Below are 17,667 nucleotides of genomic sequence, written 5' to 3'. Positions count from 1 at the left end.
AGCAGTGTCAAACTAGTTCACAGCCATGTCGCGAACAATTTGGGCTGCACGTTGACGGCTCTGCGTGTCCAGTTGAAGCAAGTCTTCTAAATTTTGAGGCGACTGCGGCACCACATGCGCCAGCGTCTCTGTGTTCACGAGGTGAATTTGATCGAACCTGATTTGCTTGTTTAAAAAAGCCTCTACTGCAATTTCGTTGGCGGCGTTCAAAACAGCACAAGTGCCCGAAGCCGATTTCAAAGCATGCCATGCCAATTGAAGACCCGGAAATCTTTCAGGGTGGCCATGATCGTCAATGGCTTCAAAGGTCATGGGTTTGAGGTTGTGAAAGTCCAAAGTTTGAGCGCCTGAAGTGATGCGTTCGGGCCAACTCAAGCCATAGGCAATGGGCACGCGCATGTCGGGGGTGCCTAGCTGTGCCACCACCGATGTGTCTTTGTACTTCACCATGGAGTGAATGATGCTTTGGGGGTGAATGACCACATTGAGTTGATCGGGCGACACACCAAACAAATAGCGCGCCTCAATCACTTCAAGGGCCTTGTTCATCATGGTGGCAGAGTCGACAGAAATTTTTCGGCCCATAACCCAATTGGGATGTGCGCAAGCTTCTTCTGGTGTGACATTGCGCAAAGTGTCTACAGCGCGCGACCTGAAAGGGCCGCCAGAGGCCGTCAAAATAATTTGGTCGATTCGATCAGCCCAAGTGACAGGATTTTCAGGAAGTGACTGAAACACCGCTGAATGTTCGCTGTCGATGGGCAACAAAATGGCGCCCCCTTTTTTGACAGCATTTAAAAACACCTCACCGCCCACCACCAAGGCCTCTTTGTTGGCCAACAACAATCGTTTGCCCGCATGGGCTGCCGCCAAACAAGGTGACAGACCTGCTGCGCCCACAATAGCGGCCATGACCGCATGAACGTCTGGATGTGACGACACTGTATCGAGTGCCTCAGCGCCCCACAAAACCTGAACCGGCAGTCCTTCGGCTTTGACTCGCTCCGCCAATTTGCGGCCAGCTTGTTCGTGCGCCATGACGGCAAATTGAGGCTTGAATTGGGCGCATTGCGACAAAATCAAATCGACTTGTGTGGCTGCTGTTAAGGCAAACACTTGAAAACGATCAAGGTGTCTGGAGAGCACATCCAAGGTGTTGGTGCCAATAGAGCCTGTTGAACCAAGAATGGTGATGTTTTGTTTCATAGTTCAATTCACCTGTTTAAACCTGAGGCCAGTGCAGCAACATCATGGCGATGGGCAACGCAGGCAACAACGCATCTAAACGATCGAGCACGCCGCCATGACCCGGCAATAAATTGGAGCTGTCTTTGACGCCCGCACTGCGCTTGACCAAAGACTCGACCAGATCGCCGACCACGCTCATGGCCGTAAGAAATATCAAACTCAGAGCCCACAAGAAAGGACCGTGCTGCCACATGTGGGCAAACAGATTGGTACCCGGCCATGCATAGTTTTGCGCCAATTGCATCCAAATGAATGCCACCGCAAAAACACCCATCAGGCCACCGATGGCACCCTCCCAACTTTTGCCTGGACTGACCGATGGCGCCAATTTGCGAGGAAAAATTTTGGTTCCTAAGGCGCGTCCAAAGAAATAGGCAAAAACATCTGCAGCCCAAACCGCCACAAAAATCGACAACAACAATTGAATGCTGGCCGTGCGCGCTTGTGCCATGGCCAACCAAGCCAAAAATAGCAAACCAACCCCGACAACCCAGCGCAGGCCACGTGGCCAGAAACGCCAACCTTCAACGCCACGTTGCAACATCCAGGCGGTTAGCCCCACCCAACTTGAGCCCGCCAACCACCAGACCCATGCGGGAGACTCAACCGTCCAATGGGCCCACCACGCAAAGCCACACAAAATGGCGCACAGCAAACCGGAAAGAATGGAGTGAAACGAATTGAGGCCATTCATCCTGCCCCACTCCCACGAGCCCGCGGCGATGAGCACGATGGACAAAATGAGAAATGGCTGTGGAGAGTCTGCGAACAGTGCTGGCAACAAAATGGCCAACAAGGCCAGTGCAGTGATGATGCGTTGCTTGAGCATCGAATCAGTCCGTCACAGTCAATGTGTCAGCGATTCGATGCATGAAGCGAGTGAACAGCTTCATCAAACGGCCATGATTTCTTGTTCTTTGCCAGCTACCAATTGGTCAATCTCGGCAATGTGTTTGTCGGTGACCTTTTGCACTTCGGCTTCTGAGCGTTTTTGCTCGTCTTCGGAAGCCAGTTTGTCCTTGACCAATTTCTTAACGGATTCGTTGGCATCTCGGCGCAAATTGCGCACTGCAATTTTGGCGTTCTCGCCTTCGGTGCGAACCAGCTTGGTCATTTCCTTGCGGCGCTCTTCGCTCATGGGCGGCATGGGCACGCGGATCAAATCACCCATGGATGCAGGGTTCAAGCCCAAATCGCTTTCGCGAATGGCTTTTTCAATCTTGGCGCCCATGTTTTTTTCCCAGGGCTGAACGCTGATGGTGCGCGAGTCAATGAGGGACACATTGGCCACTTGGGACAAAGGCACCACAGAGCCGTAGTAATCGACTTGGATGGTGTCCAAGATGGCGGGATTGGCACGGCCAGTGCGAATTTTGGTGAGGTTGTTTTTGAAAGCCGCAATGGACTGGTCCATTTTGGTTTGTGTGGTTTTCTTGATGTCTTCTAAGCTCATGAAATTCTCCGGGGCCAGAACTGGCAAAAACAAGAATGAGAGAGGTATTAGGCGTAAACCAAAGTGCCTTCGTCCTCACCCATGACCACTCGCTTGAGGGCCCCATGCTTGAAAATCGAGAACACTTTAACGGGCAACTTTTGATCTCGGCACAAGGCAAATGCTGTGGCATCCATGATGCCGAGATTTTGAGAAATGGCTTCGTCGAAAGAAATTTTGGTGTAACGGGTGGCAGCGGGATCTTTTTTGGGATCGGCCGTGTAAACGCCGTCGACTTTGGTGGCTTTGAGAACCAATTCAGCACCAATTTCAGCGCCGCGCAAAGCCGCAGCGGTGTCGGTGGTAAAGAAAGGATTACCGGTACCGGCGGCAAAAATAACCACTTTGCCCTCTTCGAGGTACTGCAGGGCTTTGGGGCGAACATAAGGCTCGACCACCTGCTCAATGGCAATGGCCGACATGACGCGTGCCGTCAGGCCTGCTTTGTCCATGGTGTCTGCTAGTGCCAAGGCATTCATGACTGTGGCCAACATGCCCATGTAATCTGCTGTGGCGCGGTCCATACCGACAGAACCGCCGGCAACACCGCGGAAGATGTTGCCACCGCCGATGACCACTGCCACTTGGACACCCAAGCGCGTGACATCGGCGATTTCTTCAACCATGCGCACGATGGTGGCGCGGTTGATGCCAAACTGATCATCGCCCATCAAGGCCTCACCCGACAGCTTGAGCAAAATACGCTTGTGGGCTGGTTGGGCAATGGTCATGACAGGCTCCTCATAAAGACAGATTGAAGTTTAGCGTTGAATCGCCCTTTTGGGCGACCCTTTTTAACCGGGTTTGACCCCCGATAGAAGCAGATTAAGCTGCGTTTTGAGCAGCAGCCACTTGTGCAGCCACTTCGGCGGCAAAGTCGTCTACCTTCTTCTCAATGCCCTCGCCCACCACATACAAAGTGAAAGCTTTGACTTGGGTGGCTTCGGCTTTGAGCATTTGCTCAACAGTTTGCTTGTCGTTTTTGACGAAAGTTTGGTTGTTCAAAGACACTTCTTTGAGGTACTTCTGAACAGAACCTTCGATCATTTTGGCAGCGATGTCGGCAGGCTTGCCAGACTCTGCAGCCTTGGCTGTGGCCACTGAACGCTCTTTGTCGATCAGGTCGGCAGGCACATCGTTGCTGGTCAAAGCCACAGGCTTCATGGCGGCAACGTGCATGGCAACGTCTTTGGCCGCTGTTTCTTTGCCTTCGTACTCAACCAACACACCAATGCGTGTGCCGTGCAAGTAGGTAGCGATTTGGGCACCACCGGCCACGCGCTTGAAGCGGCGGAAGCTCATGTTCTCGCCGATCTTGCCGATCAGGCCCTTGCGAACTTCTTCCAATGTAGGACCGAAGCCGTCTTGTGTGTAAGGCAGTTCGCCCAAGGCAGCCACGTCGGCTGGGTTGTGCAAAGCGGCCAATTTGGCAGCGGCATTGGCCAAAGCCAAGAAGCTGTCGTTTTTGGTCACGAAGTCGGTTTCGCAGTTGACTTCGAGCATGGCGCCTGTGTTGCCTTCGGTGAAGGCAACGATCACGCCTTCGGCTGTGACGCGGGAAGCGGCTTTGCCAGCTTTTGTACCCAATTTAACGCGCAACAACTCTTCTGCTTTGGCCATGTCGCCTTCGGCTTCGGTCAAAGCTTTTTTGCATTCCATCATGGGGGCATCGGTTTTAGCACGCAGTTCTGCGACCATGCTTGCGGTAATAGCAGCCATTTGATTTCTCCGTTTCGTCTTCGAATTAAGGTTCGAATTAATTAAAAATTGATAAAAACTCAGTGCAACTCAGGTTAAAAAAAAGGGGCAAGAAGCCCCTTTTCTCTGGTTGAGAGGGCATTAAGCAGAAGCTTCTTGCACTTCAACGAATTCGTCTGCGCCTTCGGCGGCAACAGCATTGACCACGTCTTGAACGGCGTTGGCACGACCTTCAATGATGGCGTCGGCAATGCCGCGAGCGTACAAAGTAACGGCTTTAGAAGAGTCGTCGTTACCTGGAATGATGTAGTCGATGCCTTCGGGTGAGTGGTTGGAGTCAACCACGCCGATCAATGGAATGCCCAATTTCTTGGCTTCCAAGATGGCAATCTTGTGGTAACCCACGTCGATCACGAAAATAGCATCAGGCAATGTGGCCATGTCTTGAATGCCACCGATGTCTTTTTCAAGCTTCTCGATTTCACGTTTGAACATGAGTTGTTCTTTTTTGCTCAAAGAGTCGAGGCCGACTTCTTGTTGAGCTTTCATGTCCTTCAAGCGCTTGATGGAAGTCTTGACGGTTTTGAAGTTGGTGAGCATGCCGCCCAACCAGCGTTGGTCAACATAAGGCACGCCAGCGCGCTGAGCTTCAGCTGCCACGGTTTCACGGGCTTGGCGCTTAGTGCCAACCATGAGGATGTTGCCGCGGTTTGCAGAGAGTTGTTTGACGAACTTCAATGCGTCTTGGAACATCGGTAAAGATTTTTCCAAGTTGATGATGTGGATTTTGTTGCGGTGACCGAAGATGAAGGGGGACATCTTGGGGTTCCAGAAGCGAGTTTGGTGACCAAAGTGGACACCGGCTTCCAGCATTTCGCGCATGGTAACGGACATATTGTTTCTCCGAAGGTTGGGTCTAAAATCGGCTCACACATCGGTTGCTGACGTCAGCCCCTTACGGGACTTTGCACAACAACCAACACCTTGAAGGAGCCGGTTTGCGATTTACTAGCAGGGAAATTCCTGCTAAGCCAGTCGAGTATAGCATCCCAAATTGCACTTTTTCCAGCCCCTTCCCCGCTCTTTACACACAAATCCTCCTCTTAAAACCATGCGCCAAGACCTGATCGCCACTTTGCAAGCACTGGCCACCCAACAGACCAGCCCATTGGCCGAATGGCAAAAAAGCCAGGCCATCGCCCAATCCTCAGCCTGCGACAAAGTGTTCATGGCGCTTGAGCCTGCTGAATCGCCCGAACTTTTGAACGAGCCAAGCTTGCTCAACGCCCCCCTGAAAGGCTTGGCTTTTACGGTCAAGGACTTGTTTGATGTGGCGGGCAGTCCGACATTGGCGGGCTCGGTTGTTCTGAAAGGCGCACCCCCTGCTCAGGCTGATTGCCCGGCCGTTGCCAGACTGAAGCAGGCTGGCGGCGCGTTTTTAGGCAGAACCAACATGGTGGAATTTGCCTTTTCTGGGGTTGGCATCAATCCACACTATGGCACGCCAGCGGCTTGGGATGCTCTCACAAACACCCCCGTCTTGACTGAAGGCAAAGCCCACGCCCCCGGCGGATCTTCATCGGGCGCAGCTGTGTCCGTGGCCACAGGCGCCGCCTTTATTGGCCTGGGGTCTGACACGGGCGGATCCATTCGCATTCCCGCAGCCCTGAACGGCATTGTGGGTTTTAAAAATACGGCGCGCAGGGTTCCAACAGAGGGCGCGGTGCCCCTCTCCACCACCATGGACACCGTGTGCGCCATGACACGCAGCGTGCGCGATGCCATCTTGGCCCAAGAAATACTGTCTGCACGCAGAGTGGCTCGGTCTCAGCGTCCGCTGTCTAGTTATCGACTGGCCGTGCCCACCAGCCTCATGTTCGATGGCATGGCAGCCGGCGTGCAAAAAGCTTGGGAGCGCAGCCTGTCTAAGCTATCAAAAGCAGGCGCCCAATTGGTAGAGACGCCCATGGCAGAGATACACGCCTTGGCAGGTTTGTTGGTCACGGGTGGCTTTAGCGCCGCAGAGAGCTACACATGGCACAGACAACTTTTGGCCAAAGATGAAGTGGCCTATGACCCCCGCGTAGCGGCTCGCATCTTGCGAGGCGCCAACATGAAAGCCTTTGAATATTTAGACCTGCAAAAAGGCCGTGCCGAATGGATCCAAAGCATCCAGGCTGCTTTGAATTCATTTGATGCAGCGCTATCGCCCACGGTCCCTGTCTACGGACCCACCATCGAAAGCGTGGCACCTGGCAAAGAGCGCGATGAGGCCTTCTTTGCTGTCAATGGTTTGTTGCTGCGCAATACCAGTGTGGTCAACATGTTGGATGGCTGCGCCTTGTCATTGCCCATGCATCAAGCCGGTGAACTGCCCAGCAGCATGATGGTCTGGCAAGGCCCCATGCACGACGATGCTGTCTTGAACATCTCTCTCACCATTGAGGACGCACTTCGCGCCTAAGCCATTGAAAAAAATCAACTGGCAAGCGCCCCTGAAATTGTTCGATGTGGCGCAAACGCGCCAGTTAGAAGTTGCAGCCGCAGCCTTGAATTCTGAGCCACAGTCTTTGATGGAAAACGCTGGTTTGGCCATTGCCAAACTGGCCATGGCCATCCAACCTTTTGCCAACTGCCATTGGATTTTTTGTGGCCCGGGCAACAACGGCGGCGACGGACTAGAAGCGGCCACCCATTTGCAGGCATGGGGGCAGCGCGTGCAAGTGGTTTTATGGCAGCCCCATTCAAAGCGACCCAACGATTCAGAGAAGGCCTTGAAGAAGGTTCAATCGTTGGCCATTGCCATTCAAGATCATTTGCCTTTGCCAGAAGAGCTACAAGCCAATGACTTGATCATCGATGCTTTATTGGGTGTAGGCATTCGTGAAAGAGCCGCCACAAACGCGGGCCTTGAACAAGCGCACCAGCCCCGCTTAGAAGATTGGATCGCCAACATCTACGCCTATGGGCCTAGTGTTTTGGCGGTTGACATTCCCTCCGGCCTGAATGCCAACACAGGGAATTTTCAAGATGAAAAATTACAAGGCTTGAGCATACGTGCTACGCACACTTTGCAATTGCTCAATGCCAAGCCAGGTTGCTTCACAGCCCATGGACGCGATGCGTGCGGCACCTTGTGGTTGGAAGATTTAGGCACTGAAGCGCTCCAAGAAAATAGACCCAGCGCAGCACTGCTCAATCATCAACCTTTGCCGTCCGTTTCTAGCTTGCATGCTAGCCACAAGGGCAGCTTTGGCGATGTGGCGGTTGTGGGTGGCGAACCTCTGAACGTCAGGGGCATGGGCATGACTGGCGCTGTTGATTTAGCTGCCTCTGCCGCATTGCACGCAGGCGCAGGTCGCGTCATGACTTGCTTTCTTTCAGATGAATCTTCTGATCAAAGTGCGCAACAACCGACCTCTGAGTTTGCGCTCTATCACAACCCTGTTTTGCCGGAAATTATGCCGCGCAACTTTAAGGCGCTTCATCTCGCTAGTGGGGTTGTTGTCTGTGGATGTGGCGGCGGTATTGCCATTCAAAAAGTTTTGCCGCAGGTCCTTCAAGAGAGCAAGCAACTTGTGTTGGACGCCGATGCATTGAATGCCATTTCGCAAGACCCTTGGCTGCAAGATCTTCTAAAGAAAAGATCAACGCTCAACCAAGCAACAGTGATCACGCCCCACCCTTTAGAAGCTGCGCGGCTTTTAAAAACAGACACCGCTCACGTGCAGCAAGACCGACTAAAGGCAGCCCAAAGCTTGGCGGCAGTGTTTGATTGCACGGTGGTTCTAAAAGGTTCAGGCACTGTCATTGCCCAAATTGCACACACCTCTGTGATCAACCCCACCGGCAACGCGCGCTTGGCAACGGCTGGCACGGGCGATGTGTTGGCGGGGGTGGTGGGCGCGCGCATGGCTCAAGGCTTATCAGCCTTTGGTGCGGCATGCACTGCCGCGTTTGAACACGGCCAAGCAGCCGATTTATTTGAAGGTGCCAGCTTGACGGCCAGCACCCTGGCACAACTTATCCGCGGCCCGCAAACGGCATCTTAGTGGCCATCACGGTGTGGAACATCACGTTGGCTTCTAATGGCAAGCTGGCCATGTAAACCACCGAGCTCCCGACCAAAGCCACATCCATGAGTGGTTCTGCTTTGATTTCGAGGTTGGCTTGCGGCACTCCCTTGGCCATCTTCATGGCCATCGGCGTCGCTGCATTGCCCACATCAATTTGACCCACTGCGATGTCGTACTGACGACCATCTAAAGAGGCAGTTTTGGTCAAGCCAGAAACTGCATGCTTGGTAGAAGTGTAGGCAATCGAAAATGGACGCGGTGTGGTGGCAGAGATAGAACCGTTGTTGATGATGCGGCCGCCCATGGGCTTTTGATCTTTCATGACGCGGAAGGCTTCACGAATGCACAAGAACATGCCGGTGAGGTTGGTATCGACCACACCTTTCCACATTTCCAAACTGAGTTCGGGCAAGGGAATGGCGGGCGTGCTAACACCTGCGTTGTTAAACAACAAGTCAACACGACCAAAAGTTTTGACGCATTGGGCAAAGAGGTTAGCAACAGAGTCTTCTTGTGTGACATCGGTGGGCACAGCCAGCACTTGGTAGTTGGCATTCAAAGCCTTGGCTTCTGCGGCCACCTCTTCCAAATTGGCCAAACGGCGGCCAGCCAACACAACAGACCAGCCGTCTTTGAGCAGGGCCATTGCCGTTGCTTTGCCAATGCCAGACCCAGCGCCTGTGACGATGGCAATTTTTGATGTGCTTGTCATGAATTTTGTCTCCTGCTTAAATCTTCAAATGAAAAAACTGTGTATATAGATCTTGCAAAGCTGTCGGCTTCAACGACGACTCTTGCGTGCTTGACTTGATTTTTTTGAACCCGCCGACTTGGAAGGCGCACCTTTGGGGCTGACCTTGCCATGTCGGGTGGCTGGTTTGCCACCTTCTGCTTTGCGAGCATTGAACGGGCGAGATTTGGACTTGGGCCCTTCAGCGGCGGACAAAGCGCCCCGCGCCATACCGCCGTCATTGCGACTGCCGCCTTGTTTGCCTGGGCCTTTTTCGCGCATTTGGCGGGGACTGAACTCCTCCGCTGGATTGACCAAACGGAAGTCAATTTTGCGACCGTCCAAATCGACGCGGCTGACCTGAATTTGCACGCGGGTGCCAATGGCATAGCGAATGCCAGTGCGTTCGCCGCGTAACTCTTGGCGGGCTTCATCAAAACGGAAATACTCGCCGCCTAGTTCGGTGATGTGCACCAAGCCTTCTACGTACAAGTTGTCCAAGGTGACAAAGATGCCGAAGCTGGTGGCAGAGGTGACCACGCCCGAATATTCCTCGCCCAAATGCTCGCGCATGTATTTGCATTTAAGCCATGCCTCTACATCGCGGCTGGCTTCATCGGCGCGGCGCTCGTTGGCGCTGCAGTGCAAGCCAGCGGCTTCCCAAGCCTGTTGCTCGGCGGGCGACATTTTGATGCGAGGTGCATCGTCCATTTGTGCGCCAGATTTGTTTTTCTGCAAACGCTTGGCCAATTTGGCATGCGCCTCACCGGGCAATGGCAATGCAGGCAGCTGGTATTTCTTGTGCGCCAAGATGGCCTTGATGACACGGTGCACCAACAAATCGGGATAACGTCGAATGGGGCTGGTGAAGTGTGTGTAGGCCTCGTAGGCCAAGCCAAAGTGTCCGCTGTTGATGGGCGTGTAAATGGCTTGCTGCATAGAGCGCAACAACATGGTGTGAATTTGTTGCGCGTCTGGCCTGTCTTTGGTGGCCTGTGCAATATGTTGAAACTCGCTGGGCTTGGGCTCGTCACTGACGGTGTAAGGCAGGCCCAAAGACTTCAAGTAATTGCGCAGCAAATCTTTTTTCTCTGGCGTTGGGCCTTCGTGCACGCGGAACAAACCAGGATGCTTGCTGGTTTGAATAAAGTCAGCACTGCACACATTGGCGGCCAACATGGCCTCTTCAATGAGGCGGTGCGCTTCTGTGCGGGTGCGCGGCACAATTTTTTCGATGCGACCGTTGTCGTCACAAATGATTTGCGTTTCAGTGGTTTCAAAATCGACCGCGCCACGCACAGCACGTGAAGACAACAAGGCGCGATACACATCGTGCAAGTTGAGCAAATCATTCACTCGCGCTTTGCGCTTGATGGCCTCAGGGCCACGCGTGTTGGCCAAAATGGCAGCCACTTCGGTGTAGGTAAAACGCGCGTGGCTGTACATCACAGCCGGATAAAACTGGTACGCGTGAATATCGCCCTTGGCAGTAATGAGCATGTCACATACCATGCACAAGCGCTCTACTTCGGGGTTGAGTGAACACAAACCGTTGGAGAGTTTTTCGGGCAACATGGGAATGACACGGCGCGGAAAATACACACTGGTGGCACGGTCGTATGCATCGATGTCGATGGCGCTACCGGTTTCTACATAGTTGCTGACATCGGCAATGGCCACCAACAAGCGCCAGCCTTTGGCTTTGCCAATTTTGGCGGGCTCGCAATACACTGCGTCGTCAAAGTCACGGGCATCTTCACCGTCAATGGTGACCAAGGGCACGTCGGTCAGGTCAATGCGATCTTTGGAATCTTGCGGGCGCACTTTGTCCGGCAACTCACGGGCCAAGTTCAAGCACGCGGCAGAAAATTCATGCGGCACGCTGTACTTGCGAACGGCAATGTCGATTTCCATGCCGGGGTCGTCAATCTCGCCCAACACTTCTTTGACGCGGCCCACAGGCTGCCCAAACAATGCTGGCGGCTCAGTGAGCTCGACCACCACCACTTGACCTGGCTTGCCAGCGCCAATACCTACTTTGGGAATGAGAATGTCTTGACCGTAGCGTTTGTCCTCCGGCGCCACAATCCAAATGCCGCCTTCGTTTAACAAGCGGCCAATGATGGGCTGAGGCGGACGCTCCACAATTTCAACCACACGACCTTCGGGCCTGCCTTTTCGGTCTTGCCGCACGATGCGAACTTTGACGCGATCTTTGTGCAACACCGCGCGCATTTCGTTGGGCGACAAAAAGATATCGCCTTCACTGTCGTCGCGGATTAAGAAGCCATGTCCATCGCGGTGGCCTTGCACGCTGCCTTCGATCTCGTCGAGGAGTCCAGAGGGGTGGCTAATTTTTTTGATATACAATCCTTTTTTCCCTGAAAGCCCAGGTGGCGGAATTGGTAGACGCACTAGTTTCAGGTACTAGCGAGTAACTTCGTGGGGGTTCGAGTCCCTTCCTGGGCACCAAGTTTAATCAAAGCTGCAGACTTCGCAGCTTTTTTTTCGCCTATTTTTAAATTGGCAGCCAACACTCTTAAATTGGCAAGCCGTATTCATTAAATTGGCAAGCCAATTAAGTCATGCCCCTCAACGCCCACAATTCTGGCGCGAATTAACTCACCCGCCTTGTAAGTCTTGCTAATTTTCTCGGGTGGCAACAATTTCACCACGCCATCAATTTCGGGGGCATCGGCGTAAGAGCGCCCCACCCCGCCTTTTTTGCCCAAAGCAATGGCTTTGTCGACCAAGACTTGCATGGTGGAGCCCACCCGCAGTTGAAGGCGCTGAACAGAAACTTCTTCGGCCACCGCCATGAAACGCGAGCGACGTTCTTCGCGCACTTCTTGCGGCAACATGCCAGGCAACTCGTTGGCCAAAGCACCTTTGACGGGGCTGTAGGCAAAGCAACCGGCTCTGTCAATTTGAGCTTCGCGGACAAAGTTGAGCAAATGCTCAAACTCTTCTTCTGTTTCGCCAGGAAAGCCTGCAATGAAGGTGCTGCGAATGACCAACTGCGGGCAAGCCTCACGCCACTTTTGAATGCGCTCTAAATTCTTTTCGCCACTGGCGGGTCGTTTCATGCGCTTCAAAACATCAGGGTGGCTGTGCTGCAAAGGCACATCCAAATAAGGCAAGATTGAACCCGTGGCCATCAGCGGCAGCACTTCGTCCACACTGGGATAGGGGTAGACATAGTGCAAACGAACCCAAGCACCATGTTGTTGCGCCATTTCGCCCAAGGCTTGAACCAGCTCAAACATGCGCGTTTTAACGGGTCGGCCTTCCCAGAAGCCCATTCTGTATTTGACATCGACACCATAGGCAGAAGTGTCTTGGCTAATGACCAGCAACTCTTTGACGCCGCCTTCAAAAAGCGCTTTGGCTTCTTTTAGTACATCGCCAATGGGCCGCGAGACCAAGTCGCCGCGCATGGAGGGAATGATGCAGAAAGTACATCGATGGTTGCAGCCTTCGCTGATTTTTAAATAGGCATAGTGGCGAGGTGTGAGCTTGAGGCCCGCGTCGCCAAATGCGTTGGGGACCAAATCTAAAAATGGATCGTGCGGTTTGGGCAAGTGCGCATGCACCGCATCCATCACCTCTTGGGTGGCGTGGGGGCCGGTGACCGCCAGCACGCTGGGATGCATTTCGCGCACCATATTGCCGCCGCCTTCGGCTTCACGCGCACCCAGGCAACCCGTCACAATGACTTTGCCATTGACATTCAAAGCTTCGGAGATGGTGTCTAGGCTTTCCTTGACCGCATCGTCAATGAAGCCGCAAGTGTTGACAATCACCAGGTCGGCACCCTCAAATGTTTTGGAGGTCTCGTAGCCTTCGGCACTGAGCTGGGTCAGGATGAGTTCGGAATCGGTCAAGGCTTTGGGGCAGCCCAAGCTGACAAAGCCCACTTTGGGGGCAGCGGATGAGCCCGAAACGGGGGCGGCGGTGGCTAATTCGTTCATGAAGCTATTGTCCCAGTATTTCAGTCCCCACTCCCCTTGGAAGGGTCAGATCCTTAAGACTTCAAGCCAAAAGCGCTCAAAAACTGTGCCGTTTGCTTCTGCATTTGCTCTTGCATTTGGCTCATGATGTTTTGCTGCTGGTGGCCCATTTTGGACTGCATCATCATCAGAGACTGCAAATTACTCTCTAAATATGCCCCCATGTGGCCCTGCATGGCGTGGCCGTAAAACCGAATGATGTTGGACAAAACCGCCTCGGTGAACATGGGCGCCCCTGCCGATTCTTCTTCTAGGATGATTTGCAGCAACAGGCTTCGCGTGAGGTCGTCACCCGATTTGGCATCGCGAACCACAAAAGACTGACCGTCCATGACCAACTGCTTGATTTCAGTCAAGGTGACATAACTTGAGGTTTGGGTGTCGTAGAGCCTGCGGTTGGGGTATTTTTTAATGACACGCGGGGCTTTCAATGTGTCGGCCTCGGGCGCAGCGCCACCAGGACTTTGCTGGGTACCTGTCGCAGATGCGTTGTCAGTTTTTGCTGTATTGGCTGATTTACGGGCCATGATTTAAACTCTTCTCAAAATAGACTGGGCGCGTCAATGAACGCAGCCAAGCACCACAGTATGCTGCAGCGCAATAGATTTTAAAGTTAGCAAACTGACAAACGATACGCGGAGTTACCCTCAACCAAATTAATTGGGGTCAGATCAACATTGTTTTTGAAGACACGTCGACCCAGTTCGACTAAAGTAAGGCATGAACCTCCGCCATCTACTCCTCACAGGTCTTCTCTTATGCCAACAAGCCGCCATGGCCATTGAAGAGCCAGCCTTCAAAGTCATCTCAAAATCAGGTTCCTTTGAAATCAGACAATACGCCCCCATGTTGGTGGCCGAAACCATGGTGGAAGGCGACATGGACGAAGCCTCCAACCGAGGCTTCAGAAGAATTGCCGACTATATTTTTGGCAACAACCAGGCCGCACAAGGCGGCACTTCTGCCAAAATTGCCATGACAGCCCCAGTGACGCTTGAGCCGCAATCCGAAAAAATTGCCATGACGGCCCCCGTCACCGTGAGCACCGCTGGGCCAGAATCTGCCATGACGGCCAGCAACAAATGGCGAGTGCATTTTGTGATGCCTTCGCAATACACTCTTGCCAACATTCCTCAGCCCAAAAATTCGGAAGTCAAGTTGCGCGAAATTCCGGGCAAAGTTTTTGCAGTCAACGGCTATACAGGCTTCAATACCGAAGCGCGCGTTCAGTCCAAAACGGATGAGCTGTCCGCTTGGGTTAGCTCACAGAAGTTAAAGCCTTTGAGCAGCCCCCAACTGTCTAGGTACGACCCACCTTGGACCCTGCCCATGTTTAGGCGCAACGAAATCATGATTGAAATTGAAGCCGCCAAAGCAGGCAACTGATTTGAACCTAACCTCTGCGTAGCGATTAATTCCTAAAGGGGTCGCTGAACTTTGCGTCGGTTGTGAGGGATGTGTCAGTCAAGGTTCGCATGAATGCCACCAAGGCGGCCTTGTCATCTGCTGACATGTTCAACCTCAGAGGCTGACCGTTAGGAGACAGTCGATTGTCCAATGCACGGCCCAACTGCACCCCGCTGTTGTAATGCTCCACCACTTGCTCTAGCGTAGAGAAACGACCGTCATGCATAAAGGCTTGTGATAGCGCCACATTTTTCAAAGAAGGCGCTTTAAAGACTCGAGTTTCGCCTGCATCCAAACCATTGCTTTGAGAATTTGCAGCCAACGCAAACGTGGGCGGTTGATGACAAGCCGCACAACCTGCCCCACCAGCGTTGGGGCCGGTTACAAACAACTGCCGACCGCGATCTTCTACTGCCGTGAAATTAGGCACCAAAGAAGTACCCAGCCCTCTGTTGCCGTTGGGCGTATAGACCTGCGCATAGGCTGTGTCCCATTTGCTGTTGGTCGAAACCATGGCGCGCTCAAATTGAGCAAGTGCCTGTTGAATGCGTGCCTCCGTAATGACTGCATCGCCAAAAGCAAATGTAAACAAGTCGGGGTAATAGGTGGTGGCGCTCAACTTGGTAATGAGCGCATTGATACCGCCCACCCCCGCCACAAAACCCATCTCTACAGGATGTTGAATCGGTTGACTAGCCTGCAATTCAACAGACGCAGTTCTTTTGTCCCAGAACATGCTGCCCGGTTGGTAGTAACGAACATTGCCCAATCGCATGGCATGCGCATCGGTAAAGGCCGAACCAGAAAATCCAACGCTGAACCTTCTTGGGTCATCAAAACCGACAGACTGTTGGTGACAGGAACTGCATGAAATGCTGTCGTTGATGCTGAGGCGTTTGTCATAAAACAAAACTCGTCCCAGCGTGGCCACTTTGTTGGTGATCACGTTGGTGTTTGGCGTGTTGTCCAGTGCCAATACGGTGCCGTCGTAATATGCAGGTAGCACGGGCGCTGCGTAGTTGGCTAGCGCGCTGAGGTTTAGGGTGGTGATGGCAGAAACGCTGGCGGGCGTTATTAGCTCAGTTGTGGTTTCGGTGTTTGTATTGCTAGTAGAACCACCGCCACATGAAGCCAGTCCCAAGCACATTGAAAGGATCAATAGGTTTGAAATAACTTTGGATTTCAGAATCGGTTGTGTCATTAGATTCATATCAGTTGGAATGAAGCTTGATGATGACACCAAGAGAAGCCGCCAAGCGGGCGACAGACGTAAAGTTAAGTTAACGGATGGCAAATCTCAAAGCTCAGTCATTTGCTGAACTCAATACCACCCAGTAGGCATCAAAGTTAATTAGGTATTGGCGCCGACAGATGGTGCAGGCTGTTGCAGCCTGAACTCACGCCACAACAAATACAAACCACTCATCACCACAATGCAGGCACCAATGATGACCGCGCTGTCTGGCACTTGGCCAAACACCAACCATCCACCCAGTGTCATGTAAATGATTTGTTGGTACAAGAAAGGGCCCAGCACGGCGGCCGTGGCGTAGCGATGCGCCAATGCAGAAGCTGAATGACCCAGGCCGCCAGCAAGCCCCATCAACACAATCAAACCCCAAGTGAGCCAACCTTCAGGCATCTGCCAATGCCACAAAGCAAAGGGCGCCAACAACAACGATGGCACCACCGCCGAAGCCAACTGGGTCGAGATAGGATGATCGCTGCTGGCCAAGCGACGCGTCATGAGGTTGAATGCGGCATACAACAAGGCGTTCATGATGCTCAACAAAATAGCCGGATGAAACCCATGACTGCCTGGCCGAATAATGACCAGCACCCCCACAAACCCAAAACCAATGGCCAACCAGCGCTGCGTGTCTAACTTCTCATGCAAGAACCACGCAGAAATAAGCGCAATGAGCAAGGGCACAGAAAACTGAACGGCACCCACTTCAGCCAACTGCAAATATTGCAAGGCGAAGAAATTCATACCAGTCATGATTGCCAGCATCAAACCACGGAGAAGTTGCAGCTTGGGATTTTGAACTGAAAATAATTGAACCCCCATGGAGGGCATAAAGATTGCTGTTGTCAAAATGGTGTGAAACAAGAATCTGAGCCACACCACTTGGATGACAGGGATTGTTTGTACCAACCATTTGGCGCTGGTGTCCAATGTTGCAAACATCAACGTGGTGGCCGTGACCAAGGCAATACCTATTCGGCGATTTTGGGATGTGTCGCTAAGGAGCTTACTCATTGAAATAGCTTACCAGATTCAAAACAACCCCTAAGTCTGAATAGGGGCTTTCAAACACAACCCAGTGAACTTGGACCTTTGAAGACAGTTTCTTTCAGTGCGTGAATTGAAACCCTTTGTAATTGCTGGCAGCAATTTCAGAGCACTCCTCTCGGTATCGACCAACCCCGCCCACATAAGGCATAAAAACACGAGGCTTACCAGGAACATTGGCACCCAATTACCAAGAGTTTCCCTTTGGAAATAGGGTGGCATTTGCCAATTGATTGACATGCTCAACCCAAGCGTCCTCAGACGGCTGGGTTGGACAAGCATGTCGTTTAAACAGGCCAGGTAAGTTTTGTAGGCAGGTGTTGCATCACCCGTTTCAAACCAAGCCACATCAAAGCCCATGGCTTTGCGATCTTCAAAAGTGGCCGCGGCGGCGATTTGCATGCTGGCAGGAAATTGCCCCCTGACCCATGAGGTCCCCGGTCGTGCAATGGATACAAACTGGGTGAATGCTGAAGTGCTTCAAGCACTTTGCAAATCCAGGCTGTACGCAATAAATATCAGCACCGATTATCAAAAAAGTCGCGCGCCCATACCCCCATGTGAACGACACTGCATCGGGATTAGGCATAATGACCGGCACCGAAACCGACTTGTAAGCGAAACCCTTAATCGCCAACACCCACCGAAGCTTCTCCGAAAAAGGCGAAGCCGCAAACTGGTGAAGTATCAACTCAGACATCACCGCAATC

The 17,667-nt window shown here is 52.7% G+C and carries 16 protein-coding genes and 1 tRNA gene; 4 read left to right on the top strand and 13 right to left on the bottom strand.

The window, feature by feature from the left end; genetic code table 11:
• Nucleotides 1–12: 12 nt before the first annotated feature.
• The 6 genes from ispC to rpsB all read right to left on the bottom strand — a co-directional run bounded on the left by ispC (nucleotide 13) and on the right by rpsB (nucleotide 5,332).
• On the bottom strand, nucleotides 13–1,206 hold the full coding sequence (gene ispC, locus AMM03_RS02510) for a 1-deoxy-D-xylulose-5-phosphate reductoisomerase (RefSeq protein ID WP_090128874.1): 1,194 nt from the start codon (nucleotides 1,204–1,206) through the stop codon (nucleotides 13–15).
• A 16-nt stretch (nucleotides 1,207–1,222) separates the two neighbouring features.
• Complete coding sequence (locus AMM03_RS02505) at nucleotides 1,223–2,077, bottom strand: phosphatidate cytidylyltransferase (RefSeq protein ID WP_090128873.1); 855 nt, start codon at nucleotides 2,075–2,077, stop codon at nucleotides 1,223–1,225.
• A gap of 63 nt (nucleotides 2,078–2,140) precedes the next feature.
• The gene (gene frr / locus AMM03_RS02500; RefSeq protein ID WP_090128872.1) at nucleotides 2,141–2,701 is read right to left on the bottom strand and encodes a ribosome recycling factor; all 561 of its coding nucleotides are present in this window, start codon (nucleotides 2,699–2,701) and stop codon (nucleotides 2,141–2,143) included.
• A 47-nt stretch (nucleotides 2,702–2,748) separates the two neighbouring features.
• Nucleotides 2,749–3,471, bottom strand: a complete 723-nt coding sequence (gene pyrH, locus AMM03_RS02495; RefSeq protein ID WP_090128871.1) for a UMP kinase — start codon at nucleotides 3,469–3,471, stop codon at nucleotides 2,749–2,751.
• Between the two features lie 94 nt (nucleotides 3,472–3,565).
• Nucleotides 3,566–4,459, bottom strand: a complete 894-nt coding sequence (gene tsf / locus AMM03_RS02490) for a translation elongation factor Ts (protein WP_090128870.1) — start codon at nucleotides 4,457–4,459, stop codon at nucleotides 3,566–3,568.
• Nucleotides 4,460–4,579: 120 nt separating this feature from the next.
• On the bottom strand, nucleotides 4,580–5,332 hold the full coding sequence (gene rpsB, locus AMM03_RS02485) for a 30S ribosomal protein S2 (protein WP_090128869.1): 753 nt from the start codon (nucleotides 5,330–5,332) through the stop codon (nucleotides 4,580–4,582).
• 217 nt (nucleotides 5,333–5,549) lie between these two features.
• Between rpsB and AMM03_RS02480 the strand changes: the two genes are divergently transcribed.
• Both AMM03_RS02480 and AMM03_RS02475 read left to right on the top strand, forming a co-directional pair.
• Nucleotides 5,550–6,902: an amidase gene (locus AMM03_RS02480; protein WP_090128868.1), complete on the top strand. Its 1,353-nt coding sequence runs from the start codon at nucleotides 5,550–5,552 to the stop codon at nucleotides 6,900–6,902.
• A 4-nt stretch (nucleotides 6,903–6,906) separates the two neighbouring features.
• Nucleotides 6,907–8,490, top strand: a complete 1,584-nt coding sequence (locus tag AMM03_RS02475; protein ID WP_090128867.1) for an NAD(P)H-hydrate dehydratase — start codon at nucleotides 6,907–6,909, stop codon at nucleotides 8,488–8,490.
• Here the strand turns inward: AMM03_RS02475 and AMM03_RS02470 are convergent.
• Both AMM03_RS02470 and rnr read right to left on the bottom strand, forming a co-directional pair.
• Nucleotides 8,462–9,226 (bottom strand): SDR family oxidoreductase, encoded by a 765-nt coding sequence (locus AMM03_RS02470; protein WP_090128866.1) that lies wholly within the window; start codon nucleotides 9,224–9,226, stop codon nucleotides 8,462–8,464. The two genes, AMM03_RS02475 and AMM03_RS02470, sit on opposite strands and share 29 nt — an antisense overlap.
• A 69-nt stretch (nucleotides 9,227–9,295) precedes the next feature.
• A complete protein-coding gene (gene rnr / locus AMM03_RS02465; RefSeq protein WP_090128865.1) occupies nucleotides 9,296–11,614 on the bottom strand; it encodes a ribonuclease R in 2,319 nt (772 codons plus the stop codon).
• A gap of 17 nt (nucleotides 11,615–11,631) precedes the next feature.
• Here rnr and AMM03_RS02460 point away from each other — a divergent pair.
• Nucleotides 11,632–11,716: transfer RNA gene (locus AMM03_RS02460), tRNA-Leu, on the top strand.
• 89 nt (nucleotides 11,717–11,805) lie between these two features.
• Here AMM03_RS02460 and rimO read toward each other — a convergent pair.
• Nucleotides 11,806–13,215, bottom strand: a complete 1,410-nt coding sequence (rimO, locus tag AMM03_RS02455) for a 30S ribosomal protein S12 methylthiotransferase RimO (RefSeq protein WP_090128864.1) — start codon at nucleotides 13,213–13,215, stop codon at nucleotides 11,806–11,808.
• 53 nt (nucleotides 13,216–13,268) lie between these two features.
• Nucleotides 13,269–13,781 (bottom strand): polyhydroxyalkanoate synthesis repressor PhaR, encoded by a 513-nt coding sequence (phaR, locus tag AMM03_RS02450; protein WP_090128863.1) that lies wholly within the window; start codon nucleotides 13,779–13,781, stop codon nucleotides 13,269–13,271.
• 193 nt (nucleotides 13,782–13,974) lie between these two features.
• Here phaR and AMM03_RS02445 point away from each other — a divergent pair, with 193 nt between their 5' ends.
• On the top strand, nucleotides 13,975–14,640 hold the full coding sequence (locus tag AMM03_RS02445; protein WP_228764533.1) for an SOUL family heme-binding protein: 666 nt from the start codon (nucleotides 13,975–13,977) through the stop codon (nucleotides 14,638–14,640).
• Between the two features lie 25 nt (nucleotides 14,641–14,665).
• Here the strand turns inward: AMM03_RS02445 and AMM03_RS02440 are convergent, their stop codons facing one another.
• From AMM03_RS02440 to AMM03_RS02425, 3 genes are all read right to left on the bottom strand, one after another.
• Nucleotides 14,666–15,808 carry a cytochrome-c peroxidase gene (locus tag AMM03_RS02440; protein WP_194942731.1) on the bottom strand — a complete coding sequence of 381 codons (1,143 nt, stop codon included), beginning with the start codon at nucleotides 15,806–15,808 and terminating at the stop codon, nucleotides 14,666–14,668.
• Between the two features lie 204 nt (nucleotides 15,809–16,012).
• Nucleotides 16,013–16,924 (bottom strand): DMT family transporter, encoded by a 912-nt coding sequence (locus AMM03_RS02435; RefSeq protein WP_090128861.1) that lies wholly within the window; start codon nucleotides 16,922–16,924, stop codon nucleotides 16,013–16,015.
• Between the two features lie 406 nt (nucleotides 16,925–17,330).
• Complete coding sequence (locus AMM03_RS02425) at nucleotides 17,331–17,657, bottom strand: glutathione S-transferase N-terminal domain-containing protein (RefSeq protein ID WP_090128859.1); 327 nt, start codon at nucleotides 17,655–17,657, stop codon at nucleotides 17,331–17,333.
• Nucleotides 17,658–17,667 lie beyond the last annotated feature (10 nt).

Source organism: Limnohabitans sp. Rim11 (assembly GCF_001269365.1).
GTDB lineage: Bacteria > Pseudomonadota > Gammaproteobacteria > Burkholderiales > Burkholderiaceae_C > Limnohabitans_A.
Note: the sequence above shows the minus strand (reverse complement) of the source record. Positions and strands in the feature narration are given on the sequence as shown.